General features: G+C 43.0%; 19 protein-coding genes. 4 read left to right on the forward strand and 15 right to left on the reverse strand.

Translation table 11 applies throughout. The features are described from left to right. The 3 genes from ABIL00_01945 to ABIL00_01955 all read left to right on the forward strand — a co-directional run. Window positions 1-392: integrase core domain-containing protein (locus tag ABIL00_01945; protein MEO0109532.1), on the forward strand; the 392-nt coding region annotated here is incomplete at its 5' end. 33 nt (window positions 393-425) lie between these two features. Beyond that, window positions 426-1,256 carry a GNAT family N-acetyltransferase gene (locus ABIL00_01950; GenBank protein MEO0109533.1) on the forward strand — a complete coding sequence of 277 codons (831 nt, stop codon included), beginning with the start codon at window positions 426-428 and terminating at the stop codon, window positions 1,254-1,256. Next, window positions 1,253-1,759: a hypothetical protein gene (locus ABIL00_01955; GenBank protein MEO0109534.1), complete on the forward strand. Its 507-nt coding sequence runs from the start codon at window positions 1,253-1,255 to the stop codon at window positions 1,757-1,759. Before ABIL00_01950 ends, ABIL00_01955 begins: the two co-directional genes overlap by 4 nt. Here ABIL00_01955 and ABIL00_01960 read toward each other — a convergent pair. The 15 genes from ABIL00_01960 to ABIL00_02030 form a co-directional block, all read right to left on the reverse strand. Next, a complete protein-coding gene (locus ABIL00_01960; GenBank protein ID MEO0109535.1) occupies window positions 1,756-3,828 on the reverse strand; it encodes an adenosylcobalamin-dependent ribonucleoside-diphosphate reductase in 2,073 nt (690 codons plus the stop codon). The genes ABIL00_01955 and ABIL00_01960 overlap by 4 nt on opposite strands. 2 nt (window positions 3,829-3,830) lie before the next feature. After that, window positions 3,831-4,400, reverse strand: coding sequence for a hypothetical protein (locus ABIL00_01965; GenBank protein ID MEO0109536.1), 570 nt, complete (start codon window positions 4,398-4,400; stop codon window positions 3,831-3,833). Continuing rightward, window positions 4,397-5,155, reverse strand: coding sequence for a hypothetical protein (locus ABIL00_01970; protein ID MEO0109537.1), 759 nt, complete (start codon window positions 5,153-5,155; stop codon window positions 4,397-4,399). Before ABIL00_01970 ends, ABIL00_01965 begins: the two co-directional genes overlap by 4 nt. Before the next feature lie 154 nt (window positions 5,156-5,309). Next, the gene (locus ABIL00_01975; protein MEO0109538.1) at window positions 5,310-6,968 is read right to left on the reverse strand and encodes an Omp28-related outer membrane protein; all 1,659 of its coding nucleotides are present in this window, start codon (window positions 6,966-6,968) and stop codon (window positions 5,310-5,312) included. Window positions 6,969-7,044: 76 nt separating this feature from the next. Continuing rightward, the gene (locus ABIL00_01980; protein MEO0109539.1) at window positions 7,045-12,858 is read right to left on the reverse strand and encodes a hypothetical protein; all 5,814 of its coding nucleotides are present in this window, start codon (window positions 12,856-12,858) and stop codon (window positions 7,045-7,047) included. Between the two features lie 5 nt (window positions 12,859-12,863). Next, window positions 12,864-14,747 (reverse strand): 1-deoxy-D-xylulose-5-phosphate synthase, encoded by a 1,884-nt coding sequence (gene dxs, locus ABIL00_01985; protein MEO0109540.1) that lies wholly within the window; start codon window positions 14,745-14,747, stop codon window positions 12,864-12,866. Beyond that, on the reverse strand, window positions 14,740-15,564 hold the full coding sequence (locus ABIL00_01990; protein MEO0109541.1) for a polyprenyl synthetase family protein: 825 nt from the start codon (window positions 15,562-15,564) through the stop codon (window positions 14,740-14,742). Before ABIL00_01990 ends, dxs begins: the two co-directional genes overlap by 8 nt. Then, complete coding sequence (locus tag ABIL00_01995) at window positions 15,554-16,435, reverse strand: tetrahydrofolate dehydrogenase/cyclohydrolase catalytic domain-containing protein (GenBank protein MEO0109542.1); 882 nt, start codon at window positions 16,433-16,435, stop codon at window positions 15,554-15,556. The genes ABIL00_01990 and ABIL00_01995 overlap by 11 nt, the downstream gene beginning before the upstream one ends. 30 nt (window positions 16,436-16,465) lie before the next feature. After that, entirely contained in the window at window positions 16,466-17,707 is a 1,242-nt protein-coding gene (locus ABIL00_02000; GenBank protein ID MEO0109543.1) for a nodulation protein NfeD, read from the reverse strand. Between the two features lie 81 nt (window positions 17,708-17,788). Further along, window positions 17,789-18,637: a sigma-70 family RNA polymerase sigma factor gene (locus tag ABIL00_02005; GenBank protein ID MEO0109544.1), complete on the reverse strand. Its 849-nt coding sequence runs from the start codon at window positions 18,635-18,637 to the stop codon at window positions 17,789-17,791. A gap of 27 nt (window positions 18,638-18,664) precedes the next feature. Next, complete coding sequence (locus tag ABIL00_02010; protein ID MEO0109545.1) at window positions 18,665-20,170, reverse strand: DegQ family serine endoprotease; 1,506 nt, start codon at window positions 20,168-20,170, stop codon at window positions 18,665-18,667. 248 nt (window positions 20,171-20,418) lie between these two features. Then, window positions 20,419-20,997 carry a hypothetical protein gene (locus ABIL00_02015; protein MEO0109546.1) on the reverse strand — a complete coding sequence of 193 codons (579 nt, stop codon included), beginning with the start codon at window positions 20,995-20,997 and terminating at the stop codon, window positions 20,419-20,421. Between the two features lie 9 nt (window positions 20,998-21,006). Further along, window positions 21,007-21,420, reverse strand: coding sequence for a tRNA (adenosine(37)-N6)-threonylcarbamoyltransferase complex ATPase subunit type 1 TsaE (gene tsaE / locus ABIL00_02020; protein ID MEO0109547.1), 414 nt, complete (start codon window positions 21,418-21,420; stop codon window positions 21,007-21,009). 10 nt (window positions 21,421-21,430) lie between these two features. Further along, complete coding sequence (locus ABIL00_02025; GenBank protein ID MEO0109548.1) at window positions 21,431-22,624, reverse strand: acetyl-CoA C-acetyltransferase; 1,194 nt, start codon at window positions 22,622-22,624, stop codon at window positions 21,431-21,433. 8 nt (window positions 22,625-22,632) lie between these two features. After that, the gene (locus ABIL00_02030) at window positions 22,633-23,397 is read right to left on the reverse strand and encodes an enoyl-CoA hydratase-related protein (protein ID MEO0109549.1); all 765 of its coding nucleotides are present in this window, start codon (window positions 23,395-23,397) and stop codon (window positions 22,633-22,635) included. Between the two features lie 603 nt (window positions 23,398-24,000). On the opposite strand from ABIL00_02030, the gene ABIL00_02035 reads away from it, so the two are divergent. Then, window positions 24,001-24,138 (forward strand): hypothetical protein, encoded by a 138-nt coding sequence (locus tag ABIL00_02035; GenBank protein ID MEO0109550.1) that lies wholly within the window; start codon window positions 24,001-24,003, stop codon window positions 24,136-24,138. The last annotated feature ends 132 nt before the right edge of the window (window positions 24,139-24,270 follow it).

Genomic DNA, 24,270 nt, shown 5'->3' on the forward strand with positions numbered 1-24,270 from the left:
TGGGAAGAGCTCCCAAAGGAAGAAAGGGATATCAAGGTAGAGTAGAAAGGTCACACAAAACCGACGATGAAGAGTTTTATATTCCTTTGATACCCACTTTTAAAAATTGCTCCCATTTTCTAAAAGAAGCACAAAAATGGCAGATATATTATAATACCAAAAGACCACATTTTGGCTATGGTATGAATAATTTAACTCCTTTAGAAAAACTCAAATCCTTAGGATTAACTCATTTAAATGAGAATTTTGCTAATTTTCCGGTTATTATTTTAGATTATTATTCTCCTGATTATTGCCACCTTATGGCTGGTAACGATGTCTTAACCAAGTACAAAAAAAGTTTTAAGGGAAATTATAACCGATTGCGGAGAAACTTAGGAAAGGGATATTGACAAAAAGATTTTTTATTCTATACTTAAAAGAGAATGATTAGGTTTCTTTCTAAACTTTGGCGTTCCTTATTTGCTCCTTCTCCCGTTCTTCCTAAAGACTTTTATTTTTCACCCCAACCCTTAGGACCAAAATTTGAATGGATTTCTCAGGACCGGATCCACATCTTAGAAGGCTTTTTCCAAAATAAAGTCTTCCGCGTTCTTTCCGAAATCGGTCCGAAAGAAGCCCATTTCTTCTTAGAATGGGAAGGCAAAATTGTTGGCAAGGTAGATTTAGAGAGGAATGCCCCGGAAGCAACTATCGTCCTCTGGAATATCGTTGTGGAAAAACCCCTTCGCCATAAGGGTCTCGCTTCTCTTCTCACTTTTATCGCCTTTCGGGAACTTCTCCGCCTTCATAATCAGGCTTCTTTCTTTATCCGGATGGTGCGGTTAATCAAACCTTCGGATAAAGATATCAGGGTCCAGAATGTGGGGATTGGGGTGATTGCTAAAAAGTTGGGTTTCTCACCGGAATACAACCTCTCCCAACTTTTCGCCCAGAAGAATATCGTGGAAATCACTCCCCTGCCCGCTTTTGAGGATATGCCTCCGGCCTACCGGATTGTCCTCCGCTCCTACCCTTTAGTTTTGGTCTCTTTTTTATGCGACCCCAAAACCTCCCATCCCTTTGACGAACTCAACCCCATCTATAAAAGCGTCATCACCCCGGATGTCGCTCAGGTTTGGCTCTCTAATGGTATGATCATAATCGGCAATGGCAATTACCTATTAAAGAAGGAAGGTATCAACCGAATGATAAACCATTTAGCCCGCAACGAAGAGGAGGCAAAGATATTTTACCAAAAGATAAAGCCCTTATGAATCCATTTGAGGAAGCACTTCATAATTTTTTAAAAACCACTTTGGTCGTTAAGTTAAAGAAAGAGGTGGAAAATATGCGCATCTTCTCCTCCGATGACTTATTGGCAATCACCTATCTCTACCTATTAAAATTTATCGGCTCTCTTCCCGAGTGGTATATAAGGGTAAAACCAAATTTTGGTAATAAAACTCCCCATCTGGTAATCTTCCAGCAAAATCTTCCGAAGTTTTTTCTTTACACAGAATCATTTCTCATCTTAAATAATGACAACTATTTATCTCCGGAAAAGATAGAAACGGGTCTTAAAGAATTGAAAGAGATAATAAATACCTGGGCTAGTAATGCCCGGGGCTATTATTTAGCTCTCTTTGATTATCGGGAAAAATGGTTTCTTCCCTTTCTGGAGAAAAATATATTTCTTATCACCATTAATGTCTCAGATATCCCTGCCCACCAACAATGGCGGAAAAAATGGGACGAACTGAAAAAAATTCTTGGTTAGGTAATACAAACCCCCTCGGGACAACCACCGGAAAACTCGCCATTTACTGTTAAGAAGTCCTTAGTAGGCGCTTTAATGTATAAGACTTGCTCTTCTTTGGAACCATAACGATAAATCGTAATCCCCTTACATTGCAAACGCCAAGCCAAGAGGTATGCTTGGCGTACGGTCTCCGGGGATGCTTCATAAGGCAGATTAATGGTCTTTGAGACCCCATTGTCAATGTACCTTTGGAAAGCCGCCTGCATCTTAATGTGCCACTCATAAGAGATATCTAAGGCGGTAACGAAAAGCCGTTTCATCTCTTCCGGAAGTCCCGAGATATTTCGGATACTACCCCTTTCCGCCACCTCCCGAACTAAAAAGGAAGAGTATAAACCCTTCTTCTTTAAAACCTCTTCAAAATACTCGTTGGTCTCTAAGAGTCGATGGCCCCCCAGAGCCACTCGGACATAAGAGAGGGCAAAGAGTGGTTCAATACCCGAAGAGACGCCCGCGATAATACTGATGGTACCGGTTGGAGCAATGGTCGTGACCGTGGCGTTCCTTAAGGGTTCCCCATTCTTATAGATACTTTTGGGGAAATTGGGGAAAGGACCGCGCCTTTTGGCTAAGTCTTTTGATGCTTCCCTTGCCTTTTCGGTTAAAAATTGGGCAATTTTTTCTCCAAATCTTAAAGCCTCCTCGGAATCATAAGGGATATTTAATCTCAATAGGCAATCGGCAAAGCCCATTATTCCCAGACCAATCTTCCTATTTGCCTTTGTCGTCTCTTCAATTTTGGCCAAAGGGAATTTATTCACATCAATTACATTATCTAAAAAATGGACCGCCTTCTTTATCGTCTCACCAAACTTCTCCCAATCAAACTCCCCATCTCTTACCATCTTCACTAAGTTAATTGACCCCAAATTACAAGATTCATAAGGCAAGAGTGGTTGCTCACCACAAGGGTTAGTTGACTCAATCATCCCTATCTCGGGCGTGGGGTTTTTCCGGTTGATCTCGTCAAGGAAAATCAAACCCGGATCGCCATAAGCCCAGGCGTTATAGCAAATCAGGTCAAAGACCTCTTTGGCATTCATCTTCCTCACAACCTTCCCGTTTCTGGGATTCACCAATTCGTAATCCTCACCTTTTTCCACTTTCGCCATAAAATCATCGGTTACCGCGACTGAGATATTAAAATTGTTAAGAATTCCCTTTTTGCTCTTGGCGGTGATAAACTCTAAAATATCCGGATGCGTCACGTGTAAAATCCCCATATTCGCACCTCTTCTCCTCCCACCCTGCTTCACCACTTCGGTCGCCATATCATAGATGCGCATAAAAGAGACTGGACCGGAGGCAATCCCCTTGGTTGATTTCACAATATCCCCTTCGGGTCTAATTTGGGAAAAGGAAAAACCGGTTCCCCCACCCGATTGGTGGATTAGAGCGGTATATTTTAGGGTATCAAAAATTCCGGGGATAGAATCCGGAACTGGTAGCACGAAACAGGCGGAAAGTTGACCGATTGGGGTGGCGGCATTCATCAAAGTTGGGGAATTGGGCAAAAATTCCAAATTGACCATCATCTCATAAAACTCTCGAAAGGATTTCTCCCAATCCTCTTGATAGAACTTATCCCCTTCGGCAATCGCCTTTGCCACCCTTTTGAACATATCCTTTGGCGTCTCAATAATCTCTCCCTGGTCATCACGAAGAAGGTAGCGGTTTCTTAAAACGGTAATGGCATTGAGACTTAACTTTAAGTCATCCTTCACCCCTAAAAGATACTTTGTCTCTCTCAACTCCTCTCTCGTCTTCCGGTATAAGATATAAGCCTTGGCAGTATCCGAAAATCCCTCGTTAATTAAAACCTTTTCTACAATATCCTGAATCTCCTCCACCGAAGGGATGCGTTCCTTAAACTTCCCTTTGAGGTTCTCTTCTACCTGTAAAGAAAGTCTTTTGGCAATCTCCCGATTATCAAGACCGGTGGCGAATAATGCCTTATAAATAGCATTCTCAATTTTAGTCCGGTCGTAGTCAACAACCCGACCGTCCCTTTTTTTGACTTTATCCATCTTTATTCACCAATCATCAATACCTTTCTCCTTTCTTTGGGTAAAAAGTAGATACCCCACCCTTTGGAAGATCTAAAATATATCCGACCATCAAGGGAATAGTACCTGGGAGAGGAAGAAAAAGAAGAGAAAATTACTTTGGAAACCTCACCAATTGCCGAGCCAACCTGGGCATAAAGATTTTGTCTTCTTTCCAAGGTGGTGTCACCAAAGGAGCGACAGGAAACGGTGATTTTTGCCCGACCTTGGGTGTTACTAGTGAAGATGTGGGCAACGATTGTCGTATCAACTTCTCCTGGGGAAAGGGAAAAGACCAAAGCCGCTCCTGGTGGAACGCATCTCCCCCGGGCGCAAATCTCGTATTCCCAACCCGGCACACTCTCTATCACCTCAATCTTTAAGCGATAGGAATCGGGCAGTGTTCCGTTATTTTTCATTTGAAAGCGGTAGGAAGCAAAACTGTTCGGAAAAAGATAGCGGAAGGTGTCGTCAATACACCTTAACTCAAAACTGTACTGGGCAAAGAGTGTGGGAAAAATAAATAAAGAGAGAAAGAAAATATATCTTTTCATAAAAACCTCCGCTTCACACAAACTAACACCTCCTTACTTAATTTATCCTGAATAAAAGCCACAATCTGCATTCTCTCCTTCCGCCAAATCTCTTTCCAAGGAATGGTATATTCAACCTTTATTGTATCTTGATTTAGAAAAATCGGCATCCCATTCTCATCCGGCCAGATCATCCTCATCACTTTATTAAAGATGGAATCTGAGCCACCGGGTATATAACACCGAACCGAATCTTCAGTGAAAACAAAAAAGAACCTCAGGGAATCAAACCTTGTCGTATCTACCCTGATTAAGATTGCCTTCAGTTTTAGGATATTGGTAAAAAGCGATTCGGCAAGAAAAAGTTGCACCTTTGGTTTAATCCCTCTTTTCCTTTCTACCATCCCCTTAAAGACCTGATAGTTTAGAACCGGATCTTCGGTACGCACTGGTCCTTCACCATCAAAAAAGGTAGTCGGTTCAATATTATCCTGATAATAGAAGGTAGCGCGGTTTTCTACATAATTTGGACTTAAAGTATCACCCAACCTTCGCCGATGATAGGCGATAATGGCTAGAGAATCGTGAAACTCTTTTTCTAAACTATCAAGAGTATTTGCCGCATAGGGGCAATAGGTACAGCGGATATGGGTGAAAAATTCACAGAGCACTATCCTCTCGTAGGGGGTAATTTCAAGTTTCGGCGCTTCCGAGCAAGAGAAAAAGAGAGAGAGAAGAGGAGAAAAGAGAAGAAGTTTTCCCTTTTTCGTAATCATTAGATATAATAGGAATTAAATAACCTTTTGTCAACCATCGTCATTTTCCTAAAAATTATCACCCTCCTTTTTTATTTCATCTGTGCCAAAACCTCTGATTAAACTCTAATTATCCCTTCTCGCTCTTGGTTTCTATTCCCTCTCAGCCTAAATTTTAATAGACAACCACCTTCCTCATCTTCTTATCTTTTGGGAAGCGAAGGAAATAAATTCCTGGAGAAACTCTTTTTGGAAAGTTTATCCTTCTGCCATCCACAGTGAAAATTTCTACCGCTTTTTCTAAATTGACTACTCTTCTGTTTTCCGAGTAAAATTTCTCCCCCCTCTTTACTTCCTCTAATCCCGTCAAACCACAAGTAACATCGTCAACGAACCAACCTTCATCCGTGACGCTATAATCCGAAACAAACCGGAAGCGGATGCGCATTGTTGTCCCAATTAATACGGGAAGGGAATAGATTTGATTGACCCAACCACCGCTACTACCGGTCCAATATCCCAAATTCTGCCAGCGATTGCCCGTGCTCACATCAAAGAAGACATAATCATAACTTGGTTCTGTCGCGTAATAATGCCAGAAACTTATCTCCGGACTTCCCAAAATGAAGTAGGGGGAAACCAAATAGCCATCCGATTCGTTCACATAATTAGAAAACCAGGAGTGGGTTGGCGAATGACTCCTCTGGGTGGTAATCTGCCAATAGTCATTTATCCCATAATGGGTCCACCTTCCCTGTCCGGATTCAATATCATCAGAAAAACCTAAACGTCGGGAGATGAGAAAAGGGAAAAGGATGGAATCAGTATAAAAATCTTCTCCGGAAATTCTCAGTTTTAAGTTGACTAAAGTCTCCGGAGCAGTAGCCGAAATAGTAATCGTATAAGGACTCTCGGATTGGCGAATTTCTCCGATTGGTATCACTCCAAAATTTGACTCATCTCTTAAAACTTGAAGGTAAGGAGTAGAGGAGGATAACCGACCGCTTACATTTGCCAAATCTTTGCTCCCGTAGTTGCCAAGCGAAATTGTCAAATTAACCGTGTCGCCCAATTCCGGAATAGAAGAAGGGATAAAACTGAGAAATTCAATCTTTCCCTTTCCAATTAAAGCAACCCGGGAAGCAGCTAAAATCTCCCGTGTAGAATTATCTTGGAGGAAGACGATAATTTCGCAATTTCGGGCAACAATCCCTCCGGGTAAAGTAAAATTTCGGGTCCGGGTAATAGAATCCATCCCAGGGATTGTCACTGGCTCCCCCGAAGCGTCTGGCAGCATCATTCTAAGGACTGAGTGTAAAGAATCCATCCCCTGCCAGGGATAATAGATATGACTCTCGGTCAAGGCGACCTGAAGTTGGACAGAAAGAGAGGAAGATAACTCATTTTTAATTTTGATTGTCAAATTACCGTTCCTCGTGGTTGAATCATAGTTAAGGGCAAGGGAAATACGAGCGGGACTTTCGTAATTGCGCCTACTGTCAAAATAGACCCGATATGACGGATACATCGTTCCCGTATGGAGACCACCCACAATCCGATAATTACCATCAAGACAGACGGTCGGATAACCGCTAACGCCATAATAACTCATTCTCGCGGCGGAATATTGATTATAAAACGGGTCAGAAGAAGAAGAGTGATAGGCAATCACGACCACCGAATCAAAGGCAACCTTCTCCAATTCCTCTAAACCCCGAGCCGCGCCCGGACAATAGGTACACCAAGTAGCGGTGAAGTCCTCACAGACCATCACCCGCCGGGCACCGAAGAGGGAGAAGGCAAGAAAAAAGAGGATAAGAAAAACTCGCTTCATAACCACCTCCAAAATAAATTGTCTTTCAATCTAATGAAAAAAAAGTAACTTGTCAATGGGTTAATCCGTAAGAATTTTAGAAGCGGAAAAGTATCCAAAAGTTTATTTCTACACTCTGCGAGCGAAGACGGGTCACGAGATTATGGAAAGAGGAATAACCGATATTAGCTCCGGCATCAAGGGCTGAAGAGACCCGATAGGAAGCAGAAAGTCGGGTGGAGATATTTTCGTCCGAGCCGATGGGAGTTCGTATCCCGACTTCAACCTTTTCGCTCTTTCTTCGGGAATAGCGGACATCCCAAGAAAGGGTCATCTCCTGGGTCAATTTTATCTTAGGTAAAAATAAGATTTTAATCCCGCGCGGAGCGGAAAAGGCATGACTAATAGAAAAGTCAAAACCGCCTTCTTTGGTCTCGGTTCGGCTGATATTTTCGGGTCCGGTGAGATAGACATTATCCGCGGTGAGAGAATAATTCAGGTTGAAATTGGTATTTATCCTTTTTTTCCAAGTTGTCTGCCAGCCGATTAAGGGAGAAAAACTATTTCTTTCTCCAAGTCTTAATCCCCTTTCCGAAAGTTTGCCCGAAGGCAATAACTGACCACTTTTATCCCGGCTCTTTTGATAGCCAAATGATAAGTTGGAACTGGTTGCCCATTTCTTTAAAAACCTTTCCACCTTACTTAAGGTGATACTTAATGAGGGCCAAATTACTCCGTAACTACCTTGACCGGTGCCACTAGTATAACTTCTTTCTCTACTATTCTCATAAGAATAGTTAATTCCCAAATCGCCTAAATTTAACTTTGATGATAGAGAAAAACGATTATCAATTTCCCGATTAAGAGGAGTTTTTAAAGTCTCACCCGCTTTGAATTGATCAATAAACCCCAATTGGTAAAGGAGCGGTGGGGAAGAATAGGCACTGGGAAATTCACTGCTGCGACCGATAGAATAAGATAGGTCAAACGGTTCAAGCCGCTTAAAGAAAGAGGCGAACTTTCTAAAAAATCCCTCTTTTTCCCTTCCCGTGGTTTCGCTCCGAGACGAGCCAGATTTGCCCTCTTCTCCCAGCAACTTATTAAATAATTCCGAAAGATTTAGGTCAGTATCAATCCGGAATTCACCTTCGTTATCAAAAGTGCGTCTTGTTAAGATTGTATCCCTCTTACGCATCCGGGATTCATTATAACCACCATTATAATCAAAATTGGGGTTTAGGATATCCCAGAGTTCTAAAGAGTAAGAAACACCAAAATTTCTTTCCCGGTCGGTTTCCAAGCCAAACCGTTTTGTCTTTCCCTCCTCGGAGACACCATAAAAATCGCGACCCTGATTCTCACTGTACTCAAAGTTTAAATCCTCAATCGGGGAATAACCGGTACTGAAAGAAAAGGCACCGTTTTTAGTCCGACTTGAATCCCTAAGGGTATCAACCTTTCCTTCTAAGCGAGGAATTTTTGTCTCTCTTCTGGTGCGAGAAGAGGCGTAACCAATTCCAAACGAGATATTCTGGGGGAAAAAGGAAATTTCCGTCTTCCCCAATTCAAAAGTGAGGTTAGGACTTATCGCATAATTAATTCCCGAACTGGTGCGGAAAGAAGTATCTGTGGAGAGCATTTGCTGACTAAAACTTTTACTCCTTGACCAGACAAAAGAAAGGGCTTCTAAGGTATAATTCAAAAACTTGTTTCCCGACTTTCCTTTCCGAATACTTGTGCCCCAGGATTCAGAAAATCCTTTCCCTTTGGCACTTTCCGCCGCGGGTGATTCTTTGGTCAGCCGCCGATCCGGAGAGACCGGATGAAATTTGGGAATTAAAGAAGAAACATTTCGGCTATAGGTTAAGGGTAAAGAAACCTGCCAGGAAGGAGGCAAGAATCGGTCCAAATTGGCATTAAAAGAATATCCCTGATTAAAAGTATAATTGCCCGTTTTCACCCCTCCCCCCTCTGAGAGGCGAACAAAGTTCGGGTCAAGATAGGATAAGGAAAGAGAAAAATTAGCGAGGTCGGAAAGGGAAAACCGGAAATAGGACTGATATCCTAAACCTCTTTCGGCATAAGGGGATACGAGCCGGATATCATCAAACCAGATACACCCAGAAATTCTTTCCGGATAGGGATTTTCTACTCCTAAGGCGATATATTTAACCTCTGCCAGAGTGGGATTGCCAAAGAAGTTATAATCTCCTTTTATTTCCCCGCTCCTCACCAATTGGAGGGTATCAAAGGAAATCTCAAATTCGTACCAGAGACCATCCGTCCCAGGTACTCTCCTCCCACGGTCAATAAAGGAGCGGAATTCATAATAATTATTTGAGTCTTGCCCCATCCGAATGAAAAATACCGGATTAATATTGGGGTCTTTATGTAAATAAATCTTTAACTTTTTATAATCCCGCCAATCCTCTTTGGCGTAAAAAACCTGAGGGACAATAATCCTCCCCTGAACCCGGAGATTTTGGAAAAATAGAGCCAAGGATGCCTCTTTCTCCTTTTTGCCGAAGGCGTCTCTCTTTAATTCAAATGGCGAATTATAAGATGTGTCATTTTCCACACTAATTTGATAAACCTTAATTACTTCTTGGGTATCCGGAGAGATCTCCGGCCCTAAGGTATCCCAACCCGGACCTTCATTATTTGGTTGGCGACCCCGAATCGGACCTTCTATCTTAAACCCCCGCCACTTATTCCCGGTTAATTCCAATTGGTAAAAGTCAATCGTCTCGCCTTTGGCAAAATCTGTAAAAACCAACCGAACAACCCTAATATCTTGATCTTGGGGACTGCCTACCTTCTTTGTCCACTGCCGGAGGGGGATGCGGAAAATGCGCCAATTATTTACGAGACTAGTGAAATAGATAGTATCGGAAAGAGAAATTTCGTATTCGTAATAATGATTATCGCCGCGGGGGGAATACCCATTGCCATCAATATCTTCGGAATCAAGTCTTCGGTTCCCTTCGGTCCCTTGGGGGTTATAGTTTGGATCGTAGTCATCATTACCATCATCCCCCGGAATCCCTTGACCATCAACTCCGGAAACAGTGTCAAGTCCACTATCTTCACCGAGGAGAACATCTAAAATCCCATTTCGATTTCGGTCTTCGGTATCAAAGTAGTTGTTGTAACCAACAATTCTTCCATCCTTTGTCCTTCTTGGGATATCCTCTTCCACAGTGGTGGCGATTGCAATTTTCAGTTTTCCCAAACCGGAAGAGGAACGGAAGATTCCTTCCAAGTATTCCAAATTTCGGATATCAACTCCACCCCGAATTCCGGTCATAAACCCCGCCCAAGAAGAAGAGTTGTCAGGTTGAAAGATAACTCTTAAAAAGTCAACCATCTCCTCTCTTTCTTCTTTTACCCTCGGACCAAAGATGGAATCCTTCCGGATCCTACGATTCGTCCAAAGGAGGGGGTTTTTAGCAAATTTTGCGGTATCCATATCCACGGGAACTGAAGCGAAAAACCAATTTACCGCATTTAAGTCAATCTTTTCTGAAATTACTACCCCTTCAAAATCATCAACATAAGCCACACCAAAGGTATTAGGGTTAGGAAGTGATGTCGCAATTTCCCCAGAGAAAGAAACCTCAGTTGGTGCTTGGGCGCGGACTAAGGGAAGTCGGTTAAGGAAATCGGTAAAACCTTCATTTTTATAACTGTAACTCAAATCCCCCTCCCAAATCATCCTTTGGAAAGGTTCGGAACCTAATGTTGGTCTCTCCTGGGGACTCATCTCCGAGCGATAAAAAAGGCTCGTACCAATCTTGCCGTTCTCCAAAAACTTTCCTTCTGCCCGCAGGCCAAGTACCGAACGGGAGACCGCCATAAATAACGGCAAATACTCATAAGTCACCTTTATTTCCGCATCGGGAGGTAATGGTTTCAAAAAAGTAATTTCCCCTTTCTCGTAATCAACCCGATAATCCACGCCCGGCTCTTGTTCCGTCCCGTTCACATAAACTTTTACTGTTCCCTCCTCTACATCCGGACCGATAGAAATTGTCTTCGTCAGGGTTGTATATTTTACCAAAATGTAATATTTACCACCCTGACCCGGCTGTAAGACATCAGTGGTGTAAATCACTGTATCGCGAACCGAAAGTTCTGAAAGGGCAAAAGGTTTTGGATATGGAAAGACTAAAAGTCCAAGAGTTGGTAAAAATTGGGGATAACCAATTTGCCCGTCACCATCCGGATCTAAACCAGTAATCTGGAGAAAGGTCTTTCCCGTTCTCGGTTCTCCTTCAATATCAATATCGGGCTCATCACGGAATATCTTCACCTCCTCTAACTTTACTTTACTCTCCCTTAATTGATAGATATTTCTTAAAGTTAAATCCCAAGTTTTGCTCTGAGGGGTATAACGAAACGCCTTCAAAAGTTTTAAGACAATTAGGGAATCTTGAAATCTATACCCACCAACCGTATCATCATTTCCAGTGATGTAAGTACAGGCTAACCATCCACCGCTCACATCTCGGAGCATTTCTAAAATGACTTCTCCTTCCCGAAAAGTGTGTAAACGGTAATCCTTATTACCCTCCAAAAGGGTGAAACTTCCTTTTCGATAATCGTTCCGGAAATCGGGATTGGGTAGAGTATCCTCAGGATTCTCTGGGTTGATCGTGGCAATCGCCCGAATTTTCCCCGTTCCGTAAGGCTGATTGTCATCGTAATAAAGATATAACTCTTTAATTCCTACACTATCACCTAAAAGAAAGAAGCGGCCCTTAACAAAATCATAATCATAAATGGTATCAGCGTAAAAAGATGCCTTCCCCTTAAACTCTTTGGTCTGAGGTTGAGATTGTTCCCGAGAGGCAATAGCCCATAGGTCAATCCCTCCGACTTTTGCCTGGCTAGAAACACCAAAAAGACCCTTGCGCGTTGGAATATCGCCGGTAAAGGCAGTTCGGGGAATGGAAAGTTGCGTCTCTCCTAATTCCACCTTCTGGATAATATCATCTTCTCCTCCGGTATACTCCAATTTCACCTTATTTTTGGCTTCTAATTCTCTTTGCGAACTGTGGTCAATAAAAATCTTCGTCCTTTCCCCAATACTCCCTTGAAGATTTAAGTTCAAAATCTGCTCCATTTTCAACTCCGGAAAGAGGGGCGTTCTGCGACCCGTTTCTGTCGCCCCGCTTAAAACAGTGGACCGCCCCCCAATAGTAATTCGGTTGTCACCCGAGATATTAATTCGGGATTCGCCAATTAATGGAACTTTAGGAATCTCAATCTCCGGAATTAAACCCGCGACGCCAACCCTCCCCCTCTCTTGAATTCTCTTTGTCTCACCCTCCTGCATCAGACCACTCCGGAGATCTTTCGTCATTTTATATGCCAGATATTCAGAAATGGTCATCACCTTCACCGTTCCCAAATAGATAGTATCTAAGTAACGGTCAAAAAATACCCAACCCAAATTATAATCAACTCTTTCCAAAATCGTCTCCCTTTTCCGAAGTTCCCAAGGGAATGGAAATAGGGTCTCAGAAAAAGTACTGGGAACTTCCTCCAAGAGGATATTCTCCCTACTTTCCCTTTCTGCCTTAAAAGGGATAGTGTCTAATTTTGATTCTTCCTTGGAAATTATCTCCGGCTTCTTTTCTGAAGGAAAAGTTTTTGCCCCTCGCCCAGATTCTTCCTGTTTGGGTGCCAATCCTATCTCCGGATAGACTATTGACTCCTTTCTCGGGGCGAACTTCTCGGTCTCCGGGGTTGGGACAATAGTTTCCAATAGTGGTTTTTCTATTTTCGGTACCGACTCTAATCTTGTCCTTTCTTTCGCCGAAGGAGTTGGTTTTGGCTTTCTAAGAAAGATTTTCCCGAGGAAGTAAAAGAAAGTTATAAAGAGAAGAAAAAGTAAAAAGAATTTCAAACCCTTCATAAGAATAAGTGCTTTCTTATCTCCTTGACCAATTCTTCTACCCCTAAGCCAAATTTTTTAAGGAGAATTTCTCGCTCGCCGTGTTCTATGAATAATGGAGGGAGCCCAAAACGAGTAATTTCTATCCGATAACCCCGTTCTTGATAGAACTCTAAAAGTGCCGAGCCAAATCCACCGGGAAGCACATTTTCCTCTAATGTAAAAAGTTTTTTATATTTCCTTGCCAAATGGCCAAAAAAATCTTCGGCTAAAGGCTTCACAAATCGGGCATTAATCACACCTATTGACAATCCTTCCTCAGCCAATCTCTGCGAAACCATCTCCGCAATATTTACCGCATAACCAATCCCGATGAGAGCAAAATCTGAACCTTCCTTCTCTATTACCCCTTTGCCCAACTCCACCGGAGGAGGAAAATTATGATGAAGAGTATTTTTTCCTCCTCCCTTTGGATAGCGCAAGGCAATTGGGAAAGAAAGGTTCTCTACCGCCCAGATTAACATCAATCTCATCTCGGTCTCATCCTTCGGTGCCATAACGACAAGGTTCGGAAGAAAACGGAGATAAGAGAAATCAAATATTCCTTGGTGGGTTTCACCATCTTCCCCAACAATCCCTCCTCGGTCAATAGCAAAAAGAACCGGAAGGTTTTGGAGGCAAATATTATAAATCAATTGATCATACGCCCGGGGTAAAAAAGGGGAATAGATTGCCACAACCGGCTTTAAACCAGAAAGGGCGAGACCGCTCGCGAAATTTAAGGAAAATTGCTCGCAAATTCCACAGTCAAAAAAACGCTCCGGAAATTTCTCCCGAAATTCCATAAGGCCACTGCCTAAGCACATTCCGGGAGTGATGACCACCAATTTCTCATCCTTTTCCGCTAATGTCAAAAGGGTCTTGCCCAAAATTTCCGAAAAACCCTTTGGGTTTAAGTTTCCAAAATCTATTTTTTTTATCTCCTTTAACGGACCAACCCCGTGAAAAAATTCCGGGTTTCTTTCCGCTGGCGGAAATCCTTTGCCTTTTTTTGTCACGACATGGACTAAAATTGGGCCCGAAAAATTTTTAATTCGGCTAAAAGCATCAATCAAAATTTTAAGATTATGACCATCCAAAGGACCAAAATAGCGAAAACCTAATTCTTCAAAGATTAATGAGGGGACAAATAGATTTTTCAAACCCTCCTCCAATTTCTTCGCCCACTTCCTTGCCCGGGTGGTGAGGTTCTTGGGCAAATGCCCCAAAAGGTTCCAGACATCGCTTTTTAGTCGATTGTAAACCTGCCCGGTTATTACCCGATTGAGATAGGTAGCCAGTGCCCCATCACTTTTGGCGATTGACATTTCGTTATCGTTCAAAACAATAATGATATCCTTTTTCAGGGAGCCAGAAAGATTCAAACCCTCAAACCCGACCCCCGAAGAGAGAGAGCCATCCCCAATAACAACAATCACTCTCTGTTTATTAGCCAGACCCTTCTTCTCCAATGCCGTAGCAATCCCTAAACCGACCGCAATCGCATCCCCCGAATGACCGCTGTCAAAAATATCAAAAGGACTTTCTTTCCTCTTCGGAAAACCGGAAAGCCCCTGATAGCGACGCAAGGTTGGGAAAAGAGGCCTTCGGCCAGTAACTATTTTATGGGTGTAGCACTGATGTCCAACATCCCAAATTATCTTATCCTCCGGAGCATTAAAAACATAGTGTAAAGCCAAAGTCAATTCCACAACCCCTAAGTTAGGAGCTAAATGGCCCCCATTTTGAGAGACCACTTGGATAATCTCTTCCCTAATTTCTTCCGCTAAACTAGTAAGTTCTTTTAACGAAAGTTTTTTCAAATCGGCGACCGAATTAATCCGAGGAAGAATTTTATCCATTTTCCAACATCTCGTTGACAATTTTTAAGACGGGAGCAAATTTCTTTCCTAACTTCTTAAAAGAAGAAATCGCCTTCTGACGATACCGCTCTTTTAATTGGGCTGTCTTCCCCCTTCCCCAAATCCGCACCAGACCGTCATTATCCTTCAAATCATCCGCCAGTTGAAAAGCGAACCCAAAGGCAGAAGCCCCCTCTCTCAAAAAACGGAGCCTCTCTCTTTTCAATCCCCCCAGGATCGCTCCTACCATAAGCGAGGCGGTAATTAAAGCCGCGGTCTTCCTTTCGCACACCTTCTGATAGTAGCGGAAAGCGGCTCCACCATTCGGAGTGGGTGGAGTTACCAACTCCATAATTTGTCCAGCAACCATCCCCTCAGCCCCGCAGGCTTTTAAGATCTCCTCAATCGCCTTCTGCCAATTTTTCTCTCCCTTTGTCTTTAGGGAGCGAAAGAGAAGTTCAAAAGCCAAAGTTAATAGATAATCACCTACTAAAATCGCTACCCCTTCCCCAAATACGCGATGGAGAGTTGGTTTACCTCTTCGCATCTCATCGTCATCAATCGCCGGTAGGTCATCATGAACAAGTGAGAAGGAATGTATCATCTCCAAGGCAGCAGCGAAAGGTAAAATTTTCCTCGTTGATTTACCACCAGCAGCAAAATAGGAAAGAAGACAGAGTACCGGTCGGAGCCGTTTACCACCCGGAAAGAGAGCATATTCTACGCCCCGTTGCAATTCCTTAGGGCAATTCTTTAAGTTTTTAATTACCCCCCTTAAATAAGATTCAAACATTGACCGGCAGCGCTCAATCTTCATCTAATAATCCTCCCTGCCTTTTTGCCGCCAGTACTGTATTTTTCAAAAGCATCGTCACCGTCATCGGACCAACCCCACCGGGAACCGGCGAAATGAATCTTGCCTTTTCGGCACAACTCTCAAAATCACAATCACCAACTATCTTCTCTTCACCTTTCTCTTTCACCTTAGAAATACCACAATCAACAACCACCGCCCCTTCTTTAATCATCTCCCCTTTTAAAAATTTTGCCTTACCCATCCCTAAAATGACGATATCCGCACGAGAGGTGTAAGAGGTTATGTCCGGCGTTAGAGTGTGACAAACTGTTACTGTGGCATCAATCCCTTTTCGTAAAAGGAGATTGGCTAAGGGTTTCCCCACCAATTCTCCTCTTCCCACAATCACCACATTCTTTCCTTTTATTTCTACTCCATAATACTGGAGAAGTTCTAAGACACCTAAAGGGGTGCAAGGGAAGAAGTACGGCTCACCAGAAAGCAAAAGACCCAAATTGGTGGGCGTAAGACCGTCCACATCCTTTTTGGGGTCAAGAATGGCAAAAACCTCACGTTTTCTTATTCCTTCCGGTAAAGGAAGTTGGATTAAAATTCCGGAGGTCTTTTCTTCCTGATTCCACTCCCTAATTAGTGCCAAAACCTTCTCCTCGGGCACATCCGCCGGTAGTCTCTCGGTATAAGTTCTAATTCCCACCCGGGCGCAGGCATTCTCTTTATTCCTAACATAGATGAGAGAAGGGGGAAAGGAACCGACTAAAAGGACTTTGAGAAAAGGAGAAATTCCCTTTTCCTTTAAGGAAAGGATCTCTTTTATTAAATCTTCCCTTATTCTTTCCGAAACAACTCGGCCATCAAGTAATTCCGCGGACATCAAACATTAAGTTGCCATAATCCTCCTCATTCAACCGTTATTTGCTTCTTTTAATCTCTCCACCTTTAAGACCATACCCGTAACATCTACTATCCTCACTTTCTCCCCTCTCTTTAGAAAACCGGATAAAGAAATACTATCCCAATATTCCCCTCGCACAAAGACTCGCCCCCGCTCCGAAAAATCTTCTGCCGCCTCACCAATGAGATTAACCATCCCTTCCCTCCCAGTAACTACTTTTTGCCGGTGGGCTTTAATTCCCAAAGATATTACTAAAATGAAAAAGAAAATGGTAAAAATACTAACGATTACCACCAGGGGTGGCGAAAGGGGAAAATTAGCCTTCGGAAAAAGGAGAAAAGAACCTAAAAGAAAAGAGAGTGCCGCCCCAATAGTGAGAAGACCGTAGGAAGTAATTTTTATTTCTAAAATGAGTAAGATGAAAGAGAGGGCAATCAAAGCCAAACCCGCATAGTTGACAGGAATAATCTGGAAGGAATAAAGCGCCAAAATTAAAAGGAACCCTCCTAACACTCCGGGGAAAATTGCCCCAGGTGATTGTAGTTCAAAGATTATGCCGTACATACCTAAAACTAATAAAATATAGGCTAAATTGGGGTCTGTCAAGTAATGGAGGAAGGTCTCGCGCGGATTCATCGGAAAATTCTTTTTTCTTTCAATTACCATCCCTTTAGTTTTTACCTTTTCTAAAAGTTCTTCTTCGGAATTTGCTAAAAAGTCAATCACCCCTTTCTCTAAGGCTTGTTCAGCGGTTAAAGTAACGCTCTTCCGTACCGCCTGCTCGGCAAAAGTCGTATCACGCCCTCTCACTTTGGCTAAGGAGATGAGATAAGCGACCGCATCGTTTTCTACTTTTTCTTTCATCTCTTCCGAAATCTCCTTTCCCCCAATCGCTACGGGATGGGCAGCACCGATTGAAGTTCCTTTAGCCATCGCCGCAAAGTGACTCGCCATCACAATAAATGTGCCCGCGGAAGCGGCTCTCGCCCCGGGTGGATAGACAAAAGTTAAAAAAGGAACCGGGGATTGGAGGATCCCCTGGCAAATTTCCCGCATCGCCAAATCCAATCCTCCCGGGGTATCCAATTTCAAAAGGAGGAGAGAAGCCGAATCCTCTTTTGCCTCTTTGAGGGCACGACCAATATAATCTCTACTTGCCGGTCCAATTGCTCCTTTCAAAGTTAAGATGTAGACATCACCTTTGGCCCAAAGGGCAAAAGGAAGAAAAGAAAGAAATAATAAAAATCTCATCGCCTTCTTTCACCGGAAGCGATTAAAATATCAATAAAGAAATGCCTAAGAACTGAAACTTCTCCTTGGGATCGCATCTCTTTATACCAATCCCAAGATCAAACGGATATCTTCACTTCTGATCTTCTCTCGTAACTTCTTTAAGGCGCGTTTTTTAATCTGACGGACTGATTCCCGAGAAAGTCCTAAATCTTTGCCGATCTTTTGTAAACTCTGAGTTTTGCAATCCAAAAGACCAAAGTATCTCTCAATCACTTCCCTCTCCCGCGGCTGAAGGGTATTTAAGGCGGATTGGAGTTCTTCCCGAATTTCTTTTTTCCAGAAAATTTCTTCGGGCGAAGGAAAAGAGGGATTCAATAAAACTTCCGACAATTCCCGACCCTCCTGGGAGGAGCGGTCTTCTCTCTGGTCTAAGGAGATAAAGGGATTTTCCGAAAGGACAAGTAACTCCTCCAATTCTAAGGGCGAAACTCCTAAGGCCTGAGCCAATTCCTCTCGGGTTGGTGTTCGACCCAACTTCGTCGCAATTTTGGGAAAGAGGTTCAGCATCTTTTTTATCTGAAACTTCTTCATCGGGGGGATCCGAACAATCCCTCTATCCTCTAAGACCCGGAGGAGGCGGTAGTTGATCCGAAAGCGGGCAAAAAGGGAAAAACTCATCTTCTTCTTCGGATTAAAATCTCTTATCGCCTCCATCAAAGCGATGTTCCCCTCGTTCACCAAATCGGCTAAACTGATATCCGACCTCAAATATTTCTTACTGATGCTTACCACCAATCTCTGGTAGGCAAGAATTAGTTTCTCCCGGGCCTTAATGTCTCCGTCCTTCGCCTTCATTAGAAGTTTTTCTTCCTCTTCGGGGGTAAGCATTTCCCACTTCGCCACTTCCTTGAGATAAGGAAGAAAACTCTTTTCAATTAGTGGCCGCATAATAATCGGCTTCTTTCACCGTTAAAATCATCCTGCCAATTCCACCGTAATAAAAGCTGTCCTCCCCTCCCTCTTTAAGCGGAAGAGGATCCTCTTCTTTCCTTTCTTAATCTCCTCCCTCAGAACTTTTGTAAAGGAGTTAACATCTTCTATCTCGTTATCCCCAATGCCCACGATCACATCCCCTCTTCTAATCCCGCTCCTTTCCGCTGGGCTATCTTGGGTAACTTCGGTGACATAAACTCCATTTTTTACTTTCAGTTCCCTTTTCTCATCCGCGGTCAAATTTCGGACTTGGACACCAATTTTATTTTCTTCTTTCGGCGCCTCCGAACTTTCTTCCGGAAATTCTTCTAAGACCGCATAGGTCGTCTCAACTTTTTTCTTTCGGATATATTTAATTAAAACCCTTTTTCCCGGAGGGGTTTGGGCAACAATCTCTCGGAACTCTTCCACATCCTTAAACTTCTTACCATCAAATTCAATAATCACATCACCTTCCTTTAATCCCGCCTTTTCGGCTGGTGTATTTTCCAAAACCTCAGCGCAGAGAACCCCTTCTTTGGTCTCTAACTCCAATGCCTCTTTTATATCTTCCGTAATCTCCTGAGGTCTAATTCCTAAATAACCACGGATCACCTTCCCTTTTGTGATTAACTGGTCTTTCACATTCTTAACCATATTAGAAGGGATGGCAAAACCAATTCCGATATTACCACCGGCGGTCGTCTTGATCGCGGTATTTATCCCAATTACCTCTCCTTTTAAGTTGACTAATGGGCCGCCGGAATTTCCGGGATTGATTGCCGCATCGGTCTGAATAAAGTTTTGATAAATTGGGCCACCGGGTAGGTCAACTCCGTGCCGGCCTTTTGCGGAGATGACGCCAACTGTTACTGTGCCTTCCAAACCGAACGGATTACCAATCGCCATCACCCAATCACCAATCCGGATGGAATCGGAATTTCCTAAAACGGCGTAAGGAAACTCCCTCTTCTTCTCAATTTTTAAGATGGCGACATCAGTCTTTGGGTCCTTACCAATTATTTTCACATCCTTTCCCTTGTATTCGGTACCGTCGGACAACTTAATGATGATGTCATCGTAACCACTAACCACATGGTTATTAGTGACCACATAACCATCAGGTGAAATTATTACCCCCGAACCCAAAGATTGAATCGTCTGTTTCTGGGGTAGACGAGGAAAATCTCGGAAAAAGTCCTTGAAGAAATCCTCAAAGGGCCAGAAGAAATCAAATTCTGGGCTTCTAATCCTTATCTCCTTTTTCGCCGAGATATTAACGACGGCAGGGATTACCATCTCTGCTACCTTTACGAAAGGGCTTTCCCCAGTGGGAGTAATTGGAAAATTCCCCTTTTGGGGTATTGGATTGGAAAAACCTCCCTCCTTTGATAAAGACGGGGAGGTCTTTTGGGCATAATTTAAGTTCGCCGCCAGAAAAAAGCCGAGAAAAAAGGCAAAAACCACTCCTATTGGTAAAATGAAAAGAAAGGGATTTTTCTTATTCATAAACTCCTCCAAAATCCTCTTTTTATCTAACCTAAATTATACTCACCTCCTTTCTCCCGTCAAGTTCTCGTCTTCATCTTCTATGGCAATAATTTAAACCAATGCCAAAATTTTCCTTACCATCAAAAACCGAATCCTCTCAGGATTAGACTCTAAAAAAGAAACCCTCTTCTCCTTGACGATGGAAATGTCACTCATTACTATCAGACCCTAAGTTTGGTCAATAGAAACTTGATTTTGGATTTAGTTTAATAAAGGGTATTTATTAAGTCAAGGTAGTAAGTATTCCCTTTCCCTTCTTCCATCAACCTTTTCAAAAATTCAATCTCCCCTCTCAGAAGAAAGATTAAGGTGTCTAAATCATAAAAACTATCCTCTGCCTCCCCTAATTGCCGAGGTCCAGAAGGTGGTTTTTGTAAAAAATTGATAACCTCCCTAATTATATCGGAAAGCATCTGCACTTTTGGATTAACCGATTTGTACTCATAGATTATCACCTTCTTTTGCAAGTTGAGATTGGCTAAATTCTGTTCCAGAGCCTCTTTCACCTCAAAATCGGTCAAATCGGTAAACCGGTTTTTCCGAAATTCAATTATCTTTCCTTCCAAATTGTGAAAGAATCCCGGAAATGCCCTCCTTAATTTAACCTCCAATTCCGTCAATTCTTTCTCTTGGAGATAGCCCTGACTCTTTTGGAGATACCGGCAATGACTGGGGCAAGGAATAAATTTTCTTCGCTTCTTTCCGCAGCACTCATTACAAATTAAGCCGCCGAGGGCTAAACAATTTCTCTTCCCTTTTTTCCTTCCACAAATTTGGCAGACCATCAATCTTCTCTAATTAACTACTACCTCCCTTTCTCTCTCGGAAACGATTCTTAGAATAACCCTTATTGTCTCTTTGGGCAGACTCTCCTCAACCTTCTCCGCCCATTCAATCAATTTAACTCCCGAAAAGGAAAAATAATCAAAGAGTCCAATCTCCGTTGCCTCTTTCGTATCTCGGATTCGGTAAAGGTCAATATGGTAAACCTTCTTTTCCCCTTCCTCGTATTCCGTAATCATCACAAAACTGGGGCTGCGCACTTCTCTTTTAATTCCGAATCCAGAAACAATTCCCTTAATGAGCGTTGTCTTCCCCGCTCCCAATTCACCAAAAAGGGCAATCACCTCATTCCCCTTTAAATTCCTTCCCAATTCTTCCCCAAGTTTTACCGTCTCCTCCGGACTTTGGCTGTGAAAAATCCTCACCCTTTATTTTCTATATTAGGTTAATACTCATTGCCACCGCCTCGCCGCCACCGAGGCAAATGGCGGCTAAACCTTTCTTTAAATTTCGGTCCTTTAAGGCATAAATCAAAGTTGTGAGAATCCTTGCCCCGGAGGCACCAATCGGGTGTCCTAAGGCAACCGCCCCTCCATGCACATTCACTCGCTCCCAATCCCAACCCAATTCCTTGCCATCCGCTAAAACCTGGGCGGAAAATGCCTCATTAATCTCAATCAGGTCAAAATAAGAGAGGTCAACATTCAAGGCACTTAATAGTTTCTTAATCGCCTTCACGGGAGCGTAAAAAAGATACTTTGGTTCCACACTTCCTGTCGCATAACCTGTAATCTCCGCCAGAGGTTTTAGACCACGTCTCGCCGCCTCTTTCTTCTCCATCACCACTAAGGCAGAAGCGCCATCATTGATTGAAGAGGCATTACCTGCGGTAATCGTTCCCCCTTTTTGAAATGCCGGTGGCAGGGAGGCTAATTTTTCATAAGTCGTATCCGGCCTTGGTCCCTCGTCGGTATCAACAATTATCGGCTCTCCCTTCTTCTGAGGGATTTTTACCGGGACAATCTCTTCCTTAAATTTTCCTTCCCTTATCGCCTTTACCGCTTTCATATGGCTATTTAGGGCGTAGCGGTCCTGCTCCTCCCTACTAATTTTGGAATTCTCAGCGGTGAACTCACCCAATACCCCCATATGGACATTTTCAAAGGCACACCAGATGCCGTCATAAATCATTCCGTCAACCAATTCCACATTTCCCATCTTCGCCCCTTGCCGGAGTTTATGGAGGTAATAAGGAACATTGGACATTGACTCCTGTCCCCCGGCCACCATAATTTTACAATCGCCCGCCTTAATCGCCTGGCAAGCCAAAACCACAGAAATAAGACCGGAACCGCAGACCTTATTCACCGTCAGTGCTGGCACATCAGGGGGAATTCCGGCTTTAATCTGAGCCTGTCGGGCTGGTGCCTGACCCAAACCCGCGGGACAGACATGCCCCATGATCACCCCTTCAACCTCCTTAGGGTCAATTCCTGCCTGTTCCACCGCACCCTTGATTGCGATGGCACCCAAATCTGGTGCCTGTAAAGAAGCGAGAGCACCCAAATATCTTCCCACTGGTGTTCTCTTGGCACCAACGATCACGCATTCTTTAACTAAACCGACCATATCTCCTCCTATTTCTTCCCTTTATGCAAAAAGGCTTTCATCCTCTCTTTTGGTTCCGAGAGGGAAAAAAGTAAAGAGAAATTTTTGATTTCTACCTCCTTGGCTGTTTCCAGGTCTGTCTCTAAGCCCAAATTTATCGTCCTCTTCGCCAAACCAACGGTTTCAAAAACCTTCCCCGCAATCTTTTTAGCCATCTCTTGGCAGGTGTCTAAGAGTTTATCCCCTGGCACAACCCGATTTACCAAACCAATTCTTAAAGCCTCGGCTGCCTCAATCATATCGCCCGTGAAAATCAATTCCGCGGCAATTCCTTTACCGACAATCCGCGGCAGACGCAGGCAACCGCCGAAGCCGGGCATAATTCCAATATTCACCTCCGGTTGGCCAATTTTTGCCCCTTCCGCCATAATCCGGATGTCACAGGCTAAGGCTAATTCGCAACCACCTCCCAGAGCGAAACCGTTAATTGCGGCAATCACCACTTTCGGCAGGCTCTCCAACTTCCCTAAAATCCGATGCCCCCTTTCGGCAAACTCCTTTGCCTGGAAGGGAGAGAAATTGACCATCTCTGAGATATCTGCTCCCGCCACAAATGCCCGACCGGTGCCGGTGATGATTAAAACTTTAATTTCCGGATTTTTTCCAATATCGTCAATCGCCGCTTCCAATTCCTTTAAGGTTTCGGTATTTAAAGCATTAAGAACTTGGGGACGATTGATCTGGAGAAGAGCAATTCCCTCTTCTACTTTCAGAACTAAATTCTTAAACTCCATAAAACCTCCAACGAGATTTTTGCCCGATCATAACCTTCAAAAATACAAAAAAAGAAAGGAATTGTCAAATGCTTTTTTCACTTGGCTATAATGTTAAATCGGAAGAAGATTTTGGGTAAAATAAAGGCATTATGGACACAATTAAAGTTTATGTTAAGAAAGAGAAAAGGTTGTTCGCTCAAATTAAAGTAAGGTAGTTATGGCAATCATCCTCTCTCCATCTTATCTTTACCTCAAAAAACAGACCCCCAATACGCCCGACAAAAAGGTCTCTTAATTCCAGAAAGTACCACTGTAAGATATTAAAAAGGAAGGGTTAGTTCGTGCCAAAAGGCGCGTGCGACGAGAATACCATCGGATCAAATACCAATGGAAGAGAGAGTTTTGCCTTTTTCCACCTATGAGACCGGAGGAGGATCTTGGATTAATATAGAACTTTCCGACTTTTGGGGTGGCGACAATATCTGTAAGCAAGAGACCTTCCCCAAAAATTCTAAATCACCATTTTCCAAAATAGATAAGTTATTGTGAGTTAAAGACTTATAAAAAGGGAAATTTAGTGTCAGAAAATGGGGGGTATTTCCGTATTTATTATAGAGGGCTATGAAGAGGTTAATTATTAATGATTTTGCCTTTTTGGGTGTTATAGATAAGAAGGGTTTCTTAAGTTATTGGGTTCTAATCCCAGCCCTTGTATCAGAAGAGAGATTAGGGAGGCATTATCGGGTAATTAGCACTTAACGAAAATGGCATTAAATCGCGAGATTTTTATCAAACAGGAGGGTTTTATCTTTATAAAAAGGGGTGTAGCATACAGGGGATGGTATCGGGGATTTAATAGAAGTTCTAAGAAAAGGCTTAATTTTGGATTTA

This window comes from candidate division WOR-3 bacterium, assembly GCA_039801905.1.
Classification (GTDB): domain Bacteria; phylum Hydrothermota; class Tepidihabitantia; order Tepidihabitantales; family JBDRVQ01; genus JBDRVQ01.